This is a genomic window from Streptomyces sp. NRRL F-5123, assembly GCF_000721495.1.
In the GTDB taxonomy this organism is placed as follows: Bacteria; Actinomycetota; Actinomycetes; order Streptomycetales; family Streptomycetaceae; genus Actinacidiphila.
In genome coordinates this window covers 44,363-61,943 of sequence record NZ_JOHY01000033.1, presented here as the reverse complement: position 1 = coordinate 61,943, position 17,581 = coordinate 44,363, and the positions used below count along the sequence as shown (strand labels likewise).

The window sequence follows — 17,581 nt, the reverse complement described above, 5'->3', positions numbered from 1 at the left end:
AAGATGACCGGAAAGGGTGAACGGTCAGCCGGCGAGCGGGAGTTCGAGGATGACCCGGGTGCCGCGGTCGGGTGCGGGCACCATGTCGAAGGTGCCGCCCAGCTCGCCGACCACGAGCGTACGGACGATCTGCAGGCCCAGGTTGCCGGTCTGCTGCGCGTCGAAGCCGGCCGGCAGGCCGCGGCCGTCGTCCTGGACGGTGATGGTGATGAGCTCCCGGCCGCGGGTCGCGGTGATGTCGACCGCGCCCGACTCGCCCGGCCCGAAGCCGTGTTCGAGGGCGTTCTGCAGCAGCTCGGTGAGCACCATCGACAGGGGGGTGGCCGTCCGCGCGGTCAGCACACCGAAGCGGCCGGAGCGGCGGGCGGTCACCCGGCCCGGGGAGATCTCGGCGACCATCGCCAGCACCCGGTCGGCGATCTCGTCGAACTCCACGCGCTCGTCCAGGGTCTGGGACAGCGTCTCGTGCACGATGGCGATCGAGCCGACCCGGCGCACCGCCTCCTCCAGCGCCGAGCGGGCGCTCGCCGAATCCATCCGGCGGGCCTGCAGCCGCAGCAGCGCGGCCACCGTCTGGAGGTTGTTCTTCACCCGGTGGTGGATCTCCCGGATGGTCGCGTCCTTGGTCATCAACTCGCGCTCGCGCCGTCGCAGTTCGGTGACGTCGCGGAGCAGCACCAGCGAACCGGTGCGTACGCCCTTGGGCTTGAGCGGGATCGCACGCAACTGGATCACGCCGTCACCGCCCTCGACCTCGAACTCCCGGGGCGCCCAGCCGCTGGCCATCGTGACGAGCGCCTCGTCCACCGGCCCGCCCGACTGCGGGGCCAGCTCGGCGGTGGTCTTGCCCAGGTGGTGGCCGACCAGGTCGGCGGCCAGCCCGAGCCGGTGGTAGGCGGACAGCGCGTTGGGGCTCGCGTACTGCACCGTGCCGTCGGCGTCCAGCCGGATGAGCCCGTCGCCGGCCCGCGGCGAGGCGTCCATGTCGACCTGCTCGGCGGGGAAGGGGAAGGAGCCGGCCGCGATCATCTGCGCGAGGTCGCTGGCGCTCTGCAGATAGGTGAGCTCCAGCCGGCTCGGGGTGCGGACCGTCAGCAGGTTGGTGTTGCGGGCGATCACGCCCAGCACCCGGCCGTCGCGCCGCACGGGGATGGACTCGACCCGTACCGGGACCTCCTCGCGCCACTCCGGGTCGCCCTCGCGGACGATCCGCCCCTCGTCCAGGGCGGCGTCCAGCAGCGGGCGGCGCCCGCGCGGCACGAGGTGGCCGACCATGTCGTCCTGGTACGACGTCGGGCCGGTGTTGGGCCGCATCTGCGCGACCGAGACGTACCGCGTGCCGTCCCGGGTGGGCACCCACAGCACGAGGTCCGCGAAGGACAGGTCGGACAGCAACTGCCATTCGGACACCAGCAGGTGCAGCCATTCCAGGTCGGAGGCGTCCAGTGCGGTGTGCTCGCGTACGAGATCGTTCATGGAGGGCACGACTGCGAGCGTACCCGCAGGCCCCAGGGGGGTGCGCCCGGCGGGTTTTGCGGGCACACTTTGTTCAGGCGCGGCACGAAATCGGTGCCGACCCGTTTACAGGGCCCATTGGTCTAGTCCACAATGGTCGCCAGAACACGACGTCCGGGCTCCCCGCACAGGAGCGCGGAACGAGGCGGGGCGTTCTCTGCCCTGACTACGCCACCGCCTCGCTGTCGGCGCCTAACGGGTCCGCGGGGACCGCACACCCCGCCTGCCACGGCTGCCGGCGCAAGCTCCGGGCTGCGGTGCGATGAGGCTGAGGGTCCTCTCTGCACCGCGGCCCGAAGTTGTCTGCCTTGTTGCCGCTGCCGCGCCTGCCGCGCCGGGCAACCCGGCCCTCGGCCCCTCGCGGCGCGGGCACTCCTGCTGCACAGGGCAAGCGTTCTCCGGCTGCGCCTGCCCCGCCGCGCACTCCGGGGGTACGGCTGCTGCGCCGGGCACTTTGGGGCTGCGCCTGCCGCGCCGGGTACACCAGGGGCGCGTGGAGGTACCTCCCCGGCGAAGCTCTGGAGGAGCGCAGTTCCCCGCGCCCCTGAAAACGCCCACCCCGCAGCCCAGCCGCAGGCTGAAAATGCTTGGCCCCGCGGCGCAGACGTGGCCCCGAACGGGTGCCCCGCGGCGCAGGCGCGAGGTCGTACGGGGGGGGTCAGCGGGTCTCCGTTATTTTTGCGATCGCTCGCGGCGAGTCGGGGTTCTGGCCGCGAGCGATCGCGATTTCGTAGGCGAGGCGCTGGAGGGGGAGGATTTCGAGGACGGGCTGCAGCGCCTCCTGGAGGTGCTGGGTGGGGAGGGCGAAGCCGCCGGACGCCGAGCGGGTCGCGGATTCGGGGCCGACCACGACGAGGTCGGCCCCCCTGCTGCGCAGGCGGTCCAGGACGGGCTGGAGGGCCTGACCGCCGCGGCCCTCGGTCACGATCGCGATGACCGGCGAGATGTTGTCGACCATGGCCAGCGGCCCGTGCAGCAGGTCCGCCCCGGAGTAGGAGAGGGCGGGCACGTAGCTGGTCTCCATGAGCTTGAGGGCGGCTTCCTTGGCCGTGGGGTAGCCGTAGCCGCGGCTGGTGATGACCATGCGCTCGGCGAAGCGGTAGCGGCCCGCGAGGTCGCGTACCTCCTCGCCGCGGGCGAGGACGCGCTCGGCGAGCTCCGGGAGGGCCCGCGCGGCGGGGAGGCCGTCCTGTCCGCCCAGGGCCGTGACGAAGAAGTAGAGGGCCAGCAGCTCCGCCGTGTACGTCTTCGTCGCCGGGAGGGCCCGCTCCGGGCCCGCGAGGATGTCGATGTGGAATTCGGCGACCTCGGCGAGCGGCGAGTCGGGGTTGTTGGTGAGGGCCAGGGTGATCGCCCCGGCCTCCCGGGCGGCCTGCGTGGTGGCGGTCAGGTCGGGCGACCCGCCCGACTGGCTGACGGCCACCACGAGCACGTCCGCGAGCTGCGGCCGGGCCCCGTACGCGGTGATCGTGGACATCGAGGCGAGGCCGCACGGCAGACCGAGCTCCACCTCGATGAGGTACTTCGCGTAGAGGGCCGCGTGGTCGGAGGTGCCGCGCGCGCTGAGCAGCACGAAGCGGGGGCGGCGGGCCGCGACGGCGCGGGCGGTCGCGGTGATCTCCGGGACCGCGCGCTCGACGATGCGCCGCAGCACCGCGGGCTGCTCGGCCATCTCCGCCGCCATGATCGCGCCGGCCCGGTCCGCACCGCGGGCCGGGCCCGGGGGCGCCGTGCCGTCCGTCATGTCCACCCGCCTCCATCCCGCCGGGGAGCACTCCAACAGTCGACCACAGGAGGCGGCGGCCCGCGCGCGGAGCGGGCCGCTCCGCGGGGTACGAGCCGGGGTGCGAGCGGGATGCGGGGTACGAGCGGGGTACGGACGCGGGCACGAATGCGGGCACGGGTGCCCCTCGGCCTGCGGGGGGACACCTGATAGATTGGTCTATACCACACTCACCGCTCCAGAAACGGCAGGCCCAGCGTGGAAGTTGTCATCGTCCCGGACGCCGCGGCAGGCGGCGAAGTGATCGCGGAGACCATGGCCGCGCTCATCCGCCGCAAGCCCGACGCGCTGCTCGGGGTCGCCACCGGCTCCACCCCGCTGCCCGTCTACCAGGCGCTCGCGGCGAAGGTCCGCGGCGGCGCGGTGGACGTCTCCCGCGCCCGGGTCTGCCAGCTGGACGAGTACGTGGGCCTGCCCGCCGGCCACCCCGAGTCGTACCGCTCCGTGGTGCTCCGCGAGGTCGTGGAGCCGCTCGGGCTGTCCCCGGAGTCCTTCATGGGCCCGGACGGCAGCGCGGAGGACGTGCAGGGCGCGTGCGAGGCGTACGACGCGGCTCTCGCCGCCGCGGGCGGGGTCGACCTCCAGCTGCTGGGGATCGGCACGGACGGGCACATCGGCTTCAACGAGCCGTGCTCGTCGCTGGCCTCCCGCACCCGTATCAAGACGCTCACCGAGCAGACCCGGGTCGACAACGCGCGCTTCTTCGACGGCGACATCGAGCAGGTCCCGCACCACGTCATCACGCAGGGCATCGGCACGATACTGGAGGCCCGCCACCTCGTGCTTCTCGCCACCGGCGAGGGCAAGGCGGAAGCGGTGGCGCAGAGCGTGGAGGGCCCTGTCGCCGCGGTGGTGCCCGCGTCGGCGCTCCAGCTCCACCCGCACGCCACGGTGGTCGTCGACGAGGCCGCGGCCTCGAAGCTCAAGCTTGCGCCGTACTTCCGGGCCACCTTCGCGGCGAAGCCGCACTGGCAGGGCCTGTAGGCCCCCGCCCCTCCCCTACTGCGTCGGGCCCCCGTGCCAACGGGGGGTGCGGCTGCGCCACGAGCGTTTCCGCTGCGCAGGGCGGTGAGAGCGTTTCCGCTCCACGGAGCGGCGAGCGTTTCCGCTCCACGGAGCGGCGAGCGTTTCCGCTGCTCAGGGCGGTGAGCGTTTCAGGGGCGCGGGAAACTGCGCGACCAGCCACGACGACGCTGCACGTCGTCACCGGCCGGTGGGGCAGTACGGTCTTCCCCCAGAGCTCCGCCTGGGGGTGCCCCCAGGACCACCGGCCGGTGGAGGGCTGAGCGCGCAGTTCTCCCCCAGAGCCGCGCCTGGGAGGTACCCCCACGCGCCCCTGGTGTTGCCCGGCGCGGCACGCCCAGCCGCAGGCGGAAGCGCTCGCCCGGCAGGGCGGCATGCCGGGCGCCGGGCCCGGCTCAGGGGTTACGGCCGGGCCCGGCGTCCGGGGCGGGGAGAGGGGGAGGCTCCCCCGGAGAGGGCGAGGCTCCCCCGGAGAGGGCGGGGCTCCCCCGGAGGGCTCAGCGGGCGCTGACGATCGCCTCGGCGGCAGCCTCACCGCAGACGCGGGCGGCGCCGTGGGTCGCGAGATGGAGCGCTCCCGCGGGCGGGGCCTGGGGGACGCCCATCTCGACGACCACCGTGTCGGGGCGGGCCGCGACGAGGCCGGCCAGCGCCTCGGACATCCACGCGTGCCGGTGCACGTCGCGGACGACGGCGACGATCCGCCGCTCCCCCGCCGCCGCCAGCACCTGCGCCGCCACGTCGGGGGCGTCCCCGGCCTCGGGAGCCCCGGGGGCCCCCTCCGCGGAATCCCCCGCGGAATCCTCCGAAGAGTCCTCCGCGGCGCGGTACGTGCCCGTCTCCGTACCCGGCAGCAGCCGTTCGAGCTCGGCGGCGACGCCCCACGGGGTGTCCTCACCGACCGCGATGTTGGCCACCGGCGTGAAGGCCGCCACGTAGGGGGCCGACTCCAGCGGCGCGAACGCGTCCGTGCGGGTGATCCGCAGGGCGCGGCGGGCGGCCTCCAGGCCGACCTCGGAGGCGGTGCCGAATGCCTCGCCGGGGGCGGCCGCGGTGCTGCCGGGTGCGGTCCCCTCCGCTGCGCCCGGCCGCTGCGCCGCCGCCCACGCGGCGAGGTCGCGGACCCGCTCGGCCGCGTCCGCGAGCCGCTCACGGGGCAGTTCGCCGGACTCGACGGCGGCCACGATCGCGTCGCGCAGGGCGAGCACGGTCTCCTCGTCGGCGAGGCCGCCGCCGACGCAGATCGCGTCGGCGCCGGCGACCAGCGCCAGGACGGTGCCGCGCTCGATCCCGTACGTCCCCGCGATGGCCTGCATCTCCATGCCGTCGGTGACGATGAGGCCCTCGTGTCCGAGGCCGCCGCGCTCGCGGGGAGCGCGCAGCAGGCCGGTGAGCGCGGCTGGGCTGAGGGTCGCGGGCAGCTCGGGGTCGAGCGCGGGTACGAGGATGTGCGCGCTCATCACGACCTTGCTGCCTGCGGCGAGCGCGGCGCGGAAGGGCACCAGCTCACGGGAGCGCAGGGTCTCCAGGCCGACGTCGATCCGCGGCATGTCGTGGTGCGAGTCGGTCGCGGTGTCGCCGTGGCCGGGGAAGTGCTTGACGCACGCGGCCACACCCGCGGACTGCAGGCCCTCGACGTAGGCGGCGGTGTTGCGGGCGACCAGGTCGGGGTCGGCGCCGAAGGAGCGCACGCCGATGACCGGGTTGTCCGGGTCGGAGTTGACGTCGGCGGAGGGCGCCCAGTTGAGGTTCACCCCGCACTCGGCGAGCCGGCGGCCCAGCTCGGCGGCGACCGCGCGGGTGAGCTTGACGTCGTCGACGGCGCCGAGCGCGAGGTTGCCCGGGAAGGACGAGCCGCCGCGCGCCTCCAGCCGTGTGACGTCGCCGCCCTCCTCGTCGGCCGCGACGAGCACGTCCGGCCGCACCGCGCGCAGCTGGGCGGTGAGCGCGGCCAGCTGCGCGGGCGACTCGATGTTGCGGGCGAACAGCGCGACCGCACCCAGCCCTTCGGCGAGCTGCCGCAGCAGCCACTCGGGGGCCTCGGTGCCCTCGAAGCCGGGCTGCAGGACGGTCAGCGCGTCGCGTACGAGCGACGGCGCGGGCGTGTCCGTGCCGGTGACGGCGGCGGTCATCCCTTCACCGCCCCGGCGGTGAGGCCGGCGGCCATCTTGCGCTGCACGAGCAGGAAGAGGATCACCACGGGGATGCCCATCATGGTGGAACCGGCCATCATCGGAGCGTACTCGGTGCCGTGCTGGGTGGTGAACGTGCCGAGCCAGACGGTGGCCGTCTCGTGCTCCTGGCTCATCACCAGCAGGGCGTAGAGGAATTCGTTCCACGCCTGGATGAAGCCGTAGATCGAGGTGGCCACCAGGCCCGGGGCCAGCAGCGGGAAGACGACGCGGACGAAGGCGCCGGTGCGGCTGCACCCGTCCACCATCGCGGCCTCTTCGAGCTCCTTGGGGATGTTGACGATGAAGCCGCGCAGCGTCCAGACCGTGAAGGGCAGGATGAAGGTCAGGTAGGTCAGCACCAGGCCGCTGAGCTTGTCGATCTGGTGGATCTGGTTGAGCAGCAGGAAGACCGGGATGATCATCGCGACGAGCGGCACCATCTGGACGGTCAGGATGCCGACGATGACGGCCTTGCGGCCGCGGAAGGCGAAGCGGGAGATCGCGAGCGCCGCCAGCAGGCCGATGACCGCGCCGACCACGACGGTGGAGGCGCTGACGACGAGGCTGCGCTCGACCGGACCCCAGAAGTCGCTGATGTTCAGCGCGCGGCGGAAGTTCTCCAGCGACACCGGGAACGGGAAGAAGTGCGGCTTGGGGTCGATGGCGTCCTTGGCCGGTTTGAAGGCCGTGTTGACCATCCAGTAGACCGGGAAGACGGTCACCACGAAGACCAGCAGGCCGAGGACGTTCCAGCCGATCTTGGCCTTGCGCTTGCGGCGCTCGGCCGCGGTGGCGGTGATCACCGGGGCGGCGCTCGGCCGCGAGGTCAGGGCGCTCATTCCACCTCTCCGATCTTGAGCATCTGCCGCATGTAGACCGCGACGACGCCGAGCAGCAGCAGGACGGTCAGCAGCGCGATCGCGGAGCCGGAGGCGTAGTCGTTGACGCCGAAGGCCTTTTCGTACGAGTAGGTGGTCAGCAGCTGGAACTCCGGCTCGGGGTGGCCGCCGCGCATCAGCCAGACCTGGGCGAAGACGCCCATGTCCCAGATGACCGAGAGCGTGGTCATCATGACGACCAGCGGCTTGATGATCGGGAAGGTCACGTAGCGGAAGACCCCGAAGGCGTCGGCGCCGTCGAGCCGGGCCGCCTCCTCCAGTTCCTTGGGCACCTGGGTGAGACCGGCGCCCAGGGTGATCACGACGAACGGGATCGCGCCCCACACCACCTGGAGCATGATCACCGACAGGCCCTCGGGACCGGAGGCGAACCAGTTGTGCCCGGTGTAGTCGACACCCGGCAGCTTGGTCAGCACCCAGTTCACGACGCCGTAGTCGCTGTCGAACATCCACTTGAAGACGGTGACCGCCACGACCACCGGCATGGCCCAGCTCGCGACGAGAGCGATGTTGACCAGGGTCCGCACCCAGCCGGACACCCGCTGGAGCAGCAGCGCGATCAGCATGCCGAGGACCATGGTGAGGACGACCGCGGCGCCGGCGAAGACGATGGTGCGGACGACGACGTCCCAGAACTCGCTGTCCTTGAGGATCGCCGTGTAGTTGTCGAAGCCCACCCAGGTGGCGGGTTTGAAGCCCCACAGCTGGGGCTTCTTGTAGTCCTGGAAGGACAGGATGCCCAGCTTGATCAGCGGGTAGCCCAGTACGAGCACGAGCACGAGGATGCAGGGCGCCAGCAGCAGCCAGGGGGTGAACGCCCGGCTGAGGTGGACCCGGCGACCGCGTGCGGCGCGGCGTCTCCCGGGGCCGCGCCCGGGAGGTGATGAGTGCCGCCGTGGCGGCGGCACCTTGGTGGTGGTGGTCTCGGCGGCACTCATCACGTGCTCCTCAGCGGTCCTGGTCTACGTTGTGAGGATGGTCAGTTCTTGACGTTGAGGACCTTGTCCATGGCCTCGTCCGCGGCCTTGGCGGCGTCCTGGACGGAGGCCTTGCCGGTGGCGATGTTCTGCAGCATGGACTGGAGGGTCTGCGCCTTCTCCACGGTGCCCCAGCCGGGCGCGGTCGGCACGAACCAGCTCGAACCCGCGGCGGTCGCGGTGACCGCGGAGGCCGGGTCGCTCTTGAGCGTCTCCAGCTGCGTGTTGTTGTTCGGCAGGTTGCCCTTGCCCATCAGGACCTTCTGGCCCGCGGTGTTCGTGAAGTCGTTGATCCACTCCGCCGCCAGGTCGGCGTTCTTCGACTTCGTCGGGATCGCCAGGTCGGAACCGCCGAGGAAGACCGGCAGGTTCTTGCCGGACGGGCCGGGCATGACGAAGTTCTCCAGGTTGTCCTTGAGCTTGCCGCCGGTCTTGTCGAACTTCGGGTCGGCCGCGGACGGGCCCTCCCAGCCGGGGGCGAAGATCAGGTCGGACTTGCCCTGGCCGTAGACGATGTAGCGGTCCTGCTCGTCCTTGGTGAGGTCGCCGTGCATGTACTTGCCCATGGCGTCCTTCCAGGTGGTGAGGCCCTGGATGGCCTGCGGGCTCTCCAGCGAGCCCTTCCACTGGCCGCCCGAGTTGGTGGCGATGGCGCCGCCGGCGTCGTAGACGAAGGACATGGCCGCGTACCAGTCGCGCGACGGCTGGTACCAGGCGTTGAACTTCGGGCCCTGCTTGGACTGGATCTTGTCCAGGTCCTGGGCCAGCTCGGTCCAGTTCTTCGGGGCGGCGCTGATGCCGGAGGCGGCGGCGATGTCCTTGCGCCACGTCGCGATACGGGCGGCGGCGTAGTAGGGCACGCCGTAGGTCTTGCCGTCGTACGTGACGGACTGCTTGAGGGCGTCCAGCCACTGGGCGGAGTTGTCGAACTTCGAGGGGTCGACCTCGGCGAACGCGCCTTCGGCCATGTAGGGCACCATCTCGGAGTTGCCCATCTCCACGACATCGGGCGCCTTGTCGGTGGCGAGCACGGCGTCCAGCTTGGCATTCTTGTCCGGCCAGGCGTAGTACTCGTGCTTGACCTTCAGACCCGGGTGCTTCGCGGCGAGGGCGTCGTCAGCCGTCTTGATGAGTTCCGGCCAGTTGTGCTGCGCGTCCACCGTCAGCCAGACGGTGATCGACGACGCGCTGGAACCCTTGTCGCCCCCCGACGACGCCTTGTTGTCGTCCTTCTTGTCCGATCCGCATGCCGCGATACCGACGATCATGGTCGCGACGCCGATCGCCGCGATGAGCTTGCGCTTCACGCCACCCTCCTCAGGATGCCCGAAACTCCCCCCACCGCCCGAAATGCCGGACTCCGCGTGCGACGCGGAGTCCGATACTTGCTCGTGGGTCTGGGATGTGGTCATTAATGGTTTAGACCAGTACCGGGAGCTTGGCCTAGACCTTTAGGGGTGTCAAGGGTGTATAAGAACACCCGTCGGGTCTGTTATCGGACCGACACCTGAGGGGGACCAGGACCCCGCCGCCTCTCTCCCGCGGAGCCGAGCGTGCCACCATGTGAGCCGCGATCAACGGAGGAGCCGGACCACGGCAGCACGAGCGCAGTCGGGAGTAGACGTCATGGAGAGCGACGCGGTCACCAGTGCGGAGACGACGACGGGCGGCACCGCCGGCCGTACCGCACGGGTGCCCAAGTACTACCGGCTCAAGCGCCATTTGCTGGACATCACCCAGACCATGCCACCCGGCACCCCGGTCCCGCCCGAACGCACCCTCGCCACCGAGTTCGACACCTCCCGCACCACCGTCCGGCAGGCCCTCCAGGAGCTCGTCGTCGAGGGCCGGCTGGAGCGCATCCAGGGCAAGGGCACCTTCGTGGCCAAGCCCAAGGTCTCGCAGGCGCTGCAACTGACCTCCTACACCGAGGACATGCGCGCCCAGGGCCTCGAACCCACCTCCCAGCTGCTGGACATCGGCTACATCACCGCCGACGACCGGCTCGCCGGGCTGCTGGACATGAAGGCCGGCGGCCGCGTGCTGCGCATCGAGCGCCTGCGGCTCGCCAACTCCGAGCCGATGGCCATCGAGACCACCCACCTGTCCGCCAAGCGCTTCCCCGCGCTGCGCCGCAGCCTGGCCAAGTACACCTCGCTCTACACCGCGCTGGCCGAGGTCTACGACGTCCGGCTCGCCGAGGCCGAGGAGACCATCGAGACGTCGCTCGCGACCCCCCGCGAGGCCGGGCTGCTGGGCACCGACGTGGGCCTGCCGATGCTCATGCTCTCCCGCCACTCGATCGACACCACGGGCGAGCCGGTCGAGTGGGTGCGCTCGGTCTACCGCGGCGACCGGTACAAGTTCGTGGCCCGCCTCAGCCGCCCGACGGACTGACCCGGGTGCCCCTACCGGTGGTTTCCGGTCACCCGCGCGGCTGACCTGGGAACTGATCCGTGCACGGGTAGTGACTGCCGCCGCTAGCCTCCCCTAGATTTCCTGGCCATTACACGCCGCTCTAGGGGACGGGAGCACCAGCACATGTCACAAGCACCACCGGGCCCACGGCCACCGGTCGTCACCCCCACCCGGGTCGTCGCCGCGCTGTGCCTGCTCGCACCGTTCGTCGCACTGCTGTGGGTGGATTCCTACGCCCGCACGACACCGGCCTTCATCGGCATCCCGTTCTTCTACTGGTACCAGATGGCCTGGGTGCCGGTGGCGGCCGCGCTGACCTTCACCGCGTACGTGCTCGTACGCCGCGAGGAGCGGGCGCGCAAGGGCGGTGAGGACGTATGAAGGACGGCGTGAACGGCGTCGCGCTCGGCGTCTTCGTCTTCTTCTTCCTGGCCGTCACCGTGCTCGGCTTCTTCGCCGCGCGCTGGCGGCGTGCCGCGGACCCGCTGCACCTGGACGAATGGGGCCTGGGCGGGCGGAGTTTCGGGACCTGGGTGACCTGGTTCCTGCTCGGCGGCGACCTGTACACCGCGTACACCTTCGTCGCCGTGCCCGCCGCGATCTTCGCGGGCGGCGCCGCGGGCTTCTTCGCGGTGCCCTACACGATCATCACCTACCCGCTGGTCTTCCTCTTCCTGCCGAGGCTGTGGTCGGTCTCGCGCCGGCACGGCTACGTCACCTCCTCGGACTTCATCCGCGGGCGGTTCGGCTCCAAGAGCCTGTCGGTGGCCGTCGCGATCACCGGCATCATCGCCACGATGCCCTACATCGCGCTGCAACTGGTGGGCATCCAGGCCGTCCTGGACGTCATGGGCGTCGGTGGCAGCGACGGCACCAACTGGTTCCTCAAGGACCTGCCGCTGCTCATCGCCTTCGGCGTGCTCGCCGCGTACACGTACTCCTCGGGGCTGCGCGCGCCCGCCCTCATCGCGTTCGTCAAGGACGCGCTGATCTACATCGTCATAGTGGTCGCCATCATCTACATCCCGTACAAACTCGGCGGCTTCGACGACATCTTCAGCAAGGCCGGCGACGCCTACGCGGTGCCGAACAAGCAGGGCGTCCCCCGCGGCTCCCTCGTGACCGGCCCGAAGGCCCAATGGGCGTACGCCACACTGGCGATGGGCTCGGCGATGGCCCTCTTCCTCTACCCGCACTCCATCACCGCCGTGCTGTCCGGCAAGAGCCGCGACACCATCCGCCGCAACACCACGATCCTGCCGCTGTACTCGCTCATGCTCGGCCTGCTGGCGCTGCTCGGCTTCATGGCCATCGCGGACGGCGTCGGCGCGGGCAACCCGAAGTACAACAACCAGCTGGCCATCCCGCAGCTCTTCGAGAACGTCTTCCCGTCGTGGTTCGCGGGCGTCGCCTTCGCGGCGATCGGCATCGGCGCGCTCGTGCCCGCGGCCATCATGTCCATCGCCGCGGCGAACCTCTTCACCCGCAACATCTACAAGGACCTCATCAAACCGGACGCCACCCCCGCGCAGGAGACCGCGGTCTCCAAAGCAGTCTCGCTCGTGGTCAAGGTCGGCGCGCTGGTCTTCGTCCTCACCATGGACAAGACCGTGGCCATCAACTTCCAGTTGCTGGGCGGGATCTGGATCCTGCAGACCGTCCCGGCCATAGTGGGCGGCCTGTTCACCCGCTGGTTCCACCGCTGGGCGCTGCTCGCCGGCTGGGCGGCCGGCATGTTCTACGGCACGTGGAAGGCGTACGAGCAGTCCAGCCCGTCGCAGTCGCACTTCGGCGGGAACGCGGACATGATCCCGTGGATCGGCGAGAAGGGCTACATCGGCCTGACCGCGTTCGTCCTCAACGCGGGCGTCGCGATCGTCCTGACGGTCGTCCTGCGCGCCTTCAAGGCGCCCGCGGGCGTGGACGAGACGGTGCCGGCCGACTACACCGCCGAGTCCGCCCCGGAGCTCCCGAGCCCCGCCTCCCCGCCCGACACGACGGTCACCCCGGGCCTGCCCGAGCCGGCGTAGGGGCTGTGCCCCGAAGGGGCGCGTGGGGGAACCTCCCCACGCGCCCCTCGCAACACGCTCCCTCGCGACACAACATCTGGGGCTGCGCAGCAGCGAGCGGCACAAGATGTATGCTCAACTCCGCTGCCCGCAGGGGAAGCCGGTGCGAATCCGGCGCTGCCCCGCAACGGTGAGCTGCCGTGCCCTCGTGCGCTTGCGCGCGAAGAGGCGCACGGCCGCGGAGCCCGATCGCCTGCCGGCAGACGGCGCCACGGTCGGCAGACCGCGACGCCGCTGTGTCCGGGCCTCGTGGAGTGGGCCTCGCGGACGCGGCTCGGCATGCCCGCAGGGCGGTCGCGGCCCCCTCCGTCCCTCCCCGCGTGGCCGCCGCCGCTCACGAGGGAGACCGCATCACCGTGACCATCGCGCCCGAAGCCCCCGCAGCCACCGCCACCACCGGCGCGCCCGACAGCGCCGACCTGCTGCGTACCCTCGTGGAGCTGTGTACCGACCTTCCCGACACCGACCCCGGCAGGGTCGCCGGCGCGGCGCTGCGCGGGCGCAGCGCGGCCGCGGACACGGCGGAGCTGAGAGTGCTGGCCACCGAGGCGGCGGCCGGGCTCATCTCGGAGGACCCGGCGTACTCGCGGCTGGCGGCGCGGCTGCTGACCGTGACGATCGCCGAGGAGGCCGCGTCGCAGGGCGCGGTGTCCTTCACGACCTCGATCGCGGTGGGGCACCGCGAGGGCCTCGTCGCCGACCGCACCGCGGACTTCGCCGCCCGGCACGCTGCCCGGCTGGACGCCCTGGTCGAGCAGGCGCTCGCCGACGGCGCCGACGACCGCTTCGGCTACTTCGGCCTGCGCACCCTCTACACCCGCTACCTGCTGCGCCACCCGCTGACCCGCAAGGTCGTCGAGACCCCGCAGCACTTCATGCTGCGGGTGGCCGCGGGACTGGCCGAAAGCGACACCACGGCGGCCGTGGACGAAGTGGCCGCGCTCTACCGGCTGATGAGCGCGCTCGACTACCTGCCCAGCTCCCCCACGCTCTTCAACTCCGGTACGCGGCACCCGCAGATGTCGTCGTGCTACCTGCTGGACTCGCCGCTCGACGAGCTGGACTCGATCTACGACCGCTACCACCAGGTGGCCCGGCTGTCGAAGCACGCGGGCGGCATCGGCCTGCCCTTCTCCCGTATCCGCGCCCGCGGTTCGCTCATCCGCGGCACCAACGGGCACTCCAACGGCATCGTGCCCTTCCTGAAGACGCTGGACGCCTCGGTCGCCGCCGTGAACCAGGGCGGCCGCCGCAAGGGCGCCGCGGCGGTCTACCTGGAGACGTGGCACGCCGACGTCGAGGAGTTCCTGGAACTGCGCGACAACACCGGTGAGGACGCCCGGCGTACGCACAACCTGAACCTGGCGCACTGGGTGCCGGACGAGTTCATGCGCCGGGTCGAGGCGGACGCGCAGTGGTCGCTGTTCTCGCCCTCCGACGTGCCGCAGCTCGTCGACCTGTGGGGCGACGACTTCGACGCCGCCTACCGTGCCGCCGAGGCCGCCGGACTGGCCCAGCGCACCATCCCGGCACGGGAGTTGTACGGCCGCATGATGCGCACCCTGGCGCAGACCGGCAACGGCTGGATGACGTTCAAGGACGCCGCCAACCGCACCGCCAACCAGACCGCGCTGCCCGGCCGTACCGTGCACTCGTCCAACCTGTGCACGGAGATCCTGGAGGTCACCGACGACTCCGAGACGGCCGTGTGCAACCTCGGCTCGGTGAACCTCAGTTCGTTCGTCACCGCGGACTCCGGCGACGACGTCGTCGACTGGGCGCGGCTGGACGAGACCGTGCGCACCGCGGTGACGTTCCTGGACCGGGTCGTCGACATCAACTACTACCCGACCGAGCAGGCGGGCCGCTCCAACTCCCGCTGGCGGCCGGTGGGTCTGGGCGTGATGGGCCTCCAGGACGTCTTCTTCAAGCTGCGGCTTCCCTTCGCCTCGCCCGAGGCCCGCGCACTGTCCACGAGGATCGCCGAGCGCGTCATGCTCGCCGCCTACGAGGCCTCCTGCGACCTGGCCGAGCGGCACGGCCCGCTGCCCGCGTGGGCGGAGACCCGCGCCGCGGCGGGCGTGCTGCACCCGGACCACTACGGCACCGACTCCGCGTGGCCGGAGCGCTGGGCGGCGCTGCGCGAGCGCGTCGCGGCGCACGGCATGCGCAACGCGCTGCTGCTGGCCATCGCCCCGACCGCGACCATCGCCTCGATCGCCGGCTCCTACGAGTGCATCGAGCCGCAGGTGTCCAACCTCTTCAAGCGCGAGACGCTCTCCGGTGAATTCCTCCAGGTCAACTCCTACCTGGTGGCCGACCTCAAGCGGCTGGGCGTGTGGGACGAGCAGACCCGCGAGGCGCTGCGCGACTCCGCCGGCAGCGTGCAGGGCTTCGGCTGGATCCCCGCGGACGTACGCGAGCTGTACCGCACCGCGTGGGAGCTGCCGCAGCGGGCCCTCATCGACATGGCCGCGGCCCGCACGCCGTACCTGGACCAGAGCCAGTCGCTGAACCTGTTCCTGGAGACGCCCACCATCGGCAAGCTCTCCTCGATGTACGCCTACGCATGGAAGCAGGGCCTGAAGACCACGTACTACCTGCGCTCCCGCCCCGCGACCCGGATCGCCCGCGCCGCCCAGGGCTCCGCGTCCGGCGCCGCGACCGTCCCCGTACCCGCTCCCGCGCCGCCTACCGCGTCCCCCTCCGCGACCGCCGACGCGATCGCGTGCTCCCTGGAAAACCCCGAGTCCTGCGAGGCCTGCCAGTAATGACCAGCACCACCGCGAACGTGAAGAACCTGCTCGACCCGGGCTTCGAACTCACCCTGCGTCCGATGCGCTACCCGGACTTCTACGAGCGCTACCGCGACGCGATCAAGAACACCTGGACGGTGGAGGAGGTCGACCTGCACTCCGACGTCTCCGACCTCGCCAAGCTCACCCCGGGCGAGCAGCACCTCATCGGCCGGCTGGTGGCGTTCTTCGCCACGGGCGACTCGATCGTCTCCAACAACCTGGTGCTCACCCTCTACAAGCACATCAACTCCCCCGAGGCGCGGCTCTACCTGTCCCGCCAGCTCTTCGAGGAAGCCGTGCACGTCCAGTTCTACCTGACGCTGCTGGACACCTACCTGCCCGATCCGGCCGACCGGGCCGCGGCCTTCGACGCGGTCGAGGAGATCCCGTCCATCCGCGAGAAGGCGCAGTTCTGCTTCCGCTGGATGGCGAACTTCGACGGCCGGGGCGCCGAGCGGATCGACCGCCTGGAGACCCACGAGGACCGCCGCAACTTCCTGCTCAACCTGATCTGCTTCGCGGCCTGCATCGAGGGCCTGTTCTTCTACGGCGCCTTCGCGTACGTCTACTGGTTCCGCTCCCGCGGGCTGCTGCACGGCCTGGCGACCGGCACGAACTGGGTCTTCCGCGACGAGACGATGCACATGAGCTTCGCCTTCGACGTCGTCGACACCGTGCGCAAGGAGGACCCGTCGCTCTTCGACGAGCGGATGCAGGCCGAGGTCACGGAGATGCTGCGGGAGGCCGTCGAGGCGGAGCTGCAGTTCGCCCGCGACCTGTGCGGCGACGGGCTGCCGGGCATGAACACCGACTCCATGCGCGAATACCTGGAGTGCGTCGCCGACCAGCGGCTCGCCCGCCTCGGCTTCCCGCCGCTGTACGGCTCCCGCAACCCCTTCTCCTTCATGGAGCTGCAGGGCGTGCAGGAGCTCACGAACTTCTTCGAGCGCCGGCCCTCCGCCTACCAGGTGGCGGTGGAGGGCACGGTGGCGCTGGACGAGGACTTCTGAGTGTTCCAGGTGTCCTGGGTGCCCTGGGTGTCCTGAGCGTTCCGACTCCCAGGGCGCCGCCCTAGTCGTTCGGCACGGTCGCGAACTTCGGGGTCGTCTCCGCCATCTGGCGCATGACGTCCTTGCGGTCGCGCTTGGAGAGCCGGTCGATGTAGAGCCGCCCGTAGAGGTGGTCGGTCTCGTGCTGGAGGCACCGGGCGAAGAAGCCGGTGCCCCGCACGGCGATCGGGTTGCCCTGCATGTCCTGCCCGCGGACCACCGCGTAGTCCGGGCGCGGCGTCTCCATGTACGCGCCCGGCACCGACAGGCACCCCTCGTTGGAGTCGTCGAGATGCCGCTTGTCCGCGGGCAGGTCCTCCAGGACGGGGTTGCACACGACGCCGACGTGCCGGGTGTCGTTGTCGTCCGGGCAGTCGTAGACGAAGACCTTCAGGTCCACACCGATCTGGTTCGCGGCGAGGCCCACGCCCTCCGCCGCGCGCTGGCTGGCGAACATGTCGTCGACGAGCGCGACGAGGTCCGGGCCGAAGTCGGTGACGTCGCGGCACTCCCGGTGCAGCACGGGGTTGCCGACAACCGTGATCGGCCGCGCGGTGCCGCGCACCCGGTGGGCTTCCTCACGGGCGGCGCCGTCGGTCACGTCGTCGACGAACGTCTCCCCCTCCTCCGGAGGGGCGGTGTCAGCGGTCTGCGCCATCGTTCTGCTATCGCCTTCCAGGCCGGTTCACTAATCCGTCCAGGGTACGGGAGCGGGGCGCGGGGCCCGCCGGGTGTACGCCCCGGGGTGCCTCTTGCGGTAGGTGGCGCGACCGTCCACCGGTGGTGGGCTGAGCGCGCAGTTCTCTCCCAGAGCTGCGCGACCGGCCACGACGCGCGGAAGATCGCGTGAAGCACCGGAAGAGGCAGCCCGGGGCG

Annotated in this window: 13 protein-coding genes and 1 riboswitch; of the genes, 6 read left to right on the top strand and 7 right to left on the bottom strand. The window is 71.2% G+C overall.

The window, feature by feature from the left end; translation table 11 throughout:
* Positions 1–24 precede the first annotated feature (24 nt).
* Positions 25–1,476 (bottom strand): sensor histidine kinase, encoded by a 1,452-nt coding sequence (locus IH54_RS0123980; protein ID WP_031520291.1) that lies wholly within the window; start codon positions 1,474–1,476, stop codon positions 25–27.
* 697 nt (positions 1,477–2,173) lie between these two features.
* The gene (locus tag IH54_RS0123975; protein ID WP_043182020.1) at positions 2,174–3,259 is read right to left on the bottom strand and encodes an SIS domain-containing protein; all 1,086 of its coding nucleotides are present in this window, start codon (positions 3,257–3,259) and stop codon (positions 2,174–2,176) included.
* A gap of 237 nt (positions 3,260–3,496) precedes the next feature.
* On the opposite strand from IH54_RS0123975, the gene nagB reads away from it, so the two are divergent.
* Positions 3,497–4,282, top strand: a complete 786-nt coding sequence (gene nagB, locus IH54_RS0123970) for a glucosamine-6-phosphate deaminase (RefSeq protein WP_031520287.1) — start codon at positions 3,497–3,499, stop codon at positions 4,280–4,282.
* A 536-nt stretch (positions 4,283–4,818) separates the two neighbouring features.
* Here nagB and IH54_RS0123965 read toward each other — a convergent pair.
* From IH54_RS0123965 to IH54_RS0123950, 4 genes are read right to left on the bottom strand one after another with little or no spacing between them, the layout of a single operon-like run.
* Positions 4,819–6,453, bottom strand: a complete 1,635-nt coding sequence (locus tag IH54_RS0123965) for a glycoside hydrolase family 3 protein (RefSeq protein ID WP_031520286.1) — start codon at positions 6,451–6,453, stop codon at positions 4,819–4,821.
* Positions 6,450–7,334 (bottom strand): carbohydrate ABC transporter permease, encoded by an 885-nt coding sequence (locus IH54_RS0123960; protein ID WP_031520284.1) that lies wholly within the window; start codon positions 7,332–7,334, stop codon positions 6,450–6,452. The genes IH54_RS0123965 and IH54_RS0123960 overlap by 4 nt, the downstream gene beginning before the upstream one ends.
* Positions 7,331–8,332 carry a carbohydrate ABC transporter permease gene (locus IH54_RS0123955; RefSeq protein ID WP_031520282.1) on the bottom strand — a complete coding sequence of 334 codons (1,002 nt, stop codon included), beginning with the start codon at positions 8,330–8,332 and terminating at the stop codon, positions 7,331–7,333. The genes IH54_RS0123960 and IH54_RS0123955 overlap by 4 nt, the downstream gene beginning before the upstream one ends.
* A gap of 41 nt (positions 8,333–8,373) precedes the next feature.
* On the bottom strand, positions 8,374–9,678 hold the full coding sequence (locus tag IH54_RS0123950; protein ID WP_031520280.1) for an extracellular solute-binding protein: 1,305 nt from the start codon (positions 9,676–9,678) through the stop codon (positions 8,374–8,376).
* Positions 9,679–9,997: 319 nt separating this feature from the next.
* Here IH54_RS0123950 and IH54_RS0123945 point away from each other — a divergent pair, with 319 nt between their 5' ends.
* From IH54_RS0123945 to IH54_RS0123925, 5 genes are all read left to right on the top strand, one after another.
* Positions 9,998–10,768, top strand: a complete 771-nt coding sequence (locus IH54_RS0123945; protein WP_031520277.1) for a GntR family transcriptional regulator — start codon at positions 9,998–10,000, stop codon at positions 10,766–10,768.
* 144 nt (positions 10,769–10,912) lie between these two features.
* Positions 10,913–11,170 (top strand): DUF3311 domain-containing protein, encoded by a 258-nt coding sequence (locus IH54_RS0123940; protein WP_031520275.1) that lies wholly within the window; start codon positions 10,913–10,915, stop codon positions 11,168–11,170.
* Positions 11,167–12,819 (top strand): monocarboxylate uptake permease MctP, encoded by a 1,653-nt coding sequence (mctP, locus tag IH54_RS0123935; protein WP_052397797.1) that lies wholly within the window; start codon positions 11,167–11,169, stop codon positions 12,817–12,819. Before IH54_RS0123940 ends, mctP begins: the two co-directional genes overlap by 4 nt.
* A 103-nt stretch (positions 12,820–12,922) precedes the next feature.
* A riboswitch (cobalamin riboswitch) is annotated at positions 12,923–13,074 on the top strand.
* Positions 13,075–13,214: 140 nt separating this feature from the next.
* A complete protein-coding gene (locus tag IH54_RS0123930) occupies positions 13,215–15,629 on the top strand; it encodes a ribonucleoside-diphosphate reductase subunit alpha (protein WP_031520270.1) in 2,415 nt (804 codons plus the stop codon).
* Entirely contained in the window at positions 15,629–16,666 is a 1,038-nt protein-coding gene (locus tag IH54_RS0123925) for a ribonucleotide-diphosphate reductase subunit beta (protein WP_031520268.1), read from the top strand. Before IH54_RS0123930 ends, IH54_RS0123925 begins: the two co-directional genes overlap by 1 nt.
* Before the next feature lie 61 nt (positions 16,667–16,727).
* Here the strand turns inward: IH54_RS0123925 and def are convergent, their stop codons facing one another.
* Complete coding sequence (gene def, locus IH54_RS0123920; RefSeq protein ID WP_031520266.1) at positions 16,728–17,363, bottom strand: peptide deformylase; 636 nt, start codon at positions 17,361–17,363, stop codon at positions 16,728–16,730.
* Between the last annotated feature and the right edge of the window lie 218 nt (positions 17,364–17,581).

Excerpts from the sequence above, each read along its gene's own strand:
- IH54_RS0123980 (WP_031520291.1), bottom strand. The coding sequence starts at position 1,476 with ATGAACGATCTCGTACGCGAGCACACCGCACTGGACGCCTCCGACCTG.
- IH54_RS0123975 (WP_043182020.1), bottom strand. The coding sequence starts at position 3,259 with ATGACGGACGGCACGGCGCCCCCGGGCCCGGCCCGCGGTGCGGACCGG.
- IH54_RS0123965 (WP_031520286.1), bottom strand. The coding sequence starts at position 6,453 with ATGACCGCCGCCGTCACCGGCACGGACACGCCCGCGCCGTCGCTCGTA.
- IH54_RS0123960 (WP_031520284.1), bottom strand. The coding sequence starts at position 7,334 with ATGAGCGCCCTGACCTCGCGGCCGAGCGCCGCCCCGGTGATCACCGCC.
- IH54_RS0123955 (WP_031520282.1), bottom strand. The coding sequence starts at position 8,332 with ATGAGTGCCGCCGAGACCACCACCACCAAGGTGCCGCCGCCACGGCGG.
- IH54_RS0123945 (WP_031520277.1), top strand. The coding sequence starts at position 9,998 with ATGGAGAGCGACGCGGTCACCAGTGCGGAGACGACGACGGGCGGCACC.
- IH54_RS0123940 (WP_031520275.1), top strand. The coding sequence starts at position 10,913 with ATGTCACAAGCACCACCGGGCCCACGGCCACCGGTCGTCACCCCCACC.
- mctP (WP_052397797.1), top strand. The coding sequence starts at position 11,167 with ATGAAGGACGGCGTGAACGGCGTCGCGCTCGGCGTCTTCGTCTTCTTC.
- IH54_RS0123925 (WP_031520268.1), top strand. The coding sequence starts at position 15,629 with ATGACCAGCACCACCGCGAACGTGAAGAACCTGCTCGACCCGGGCTTC.
- def (WP_031520266.1), bottom strand. The coding sequence starts at position 17,363 with ATGGCGCAGACCGCTGACACCGCCCCTCCGGAGGAGGGGGAGACGTTC.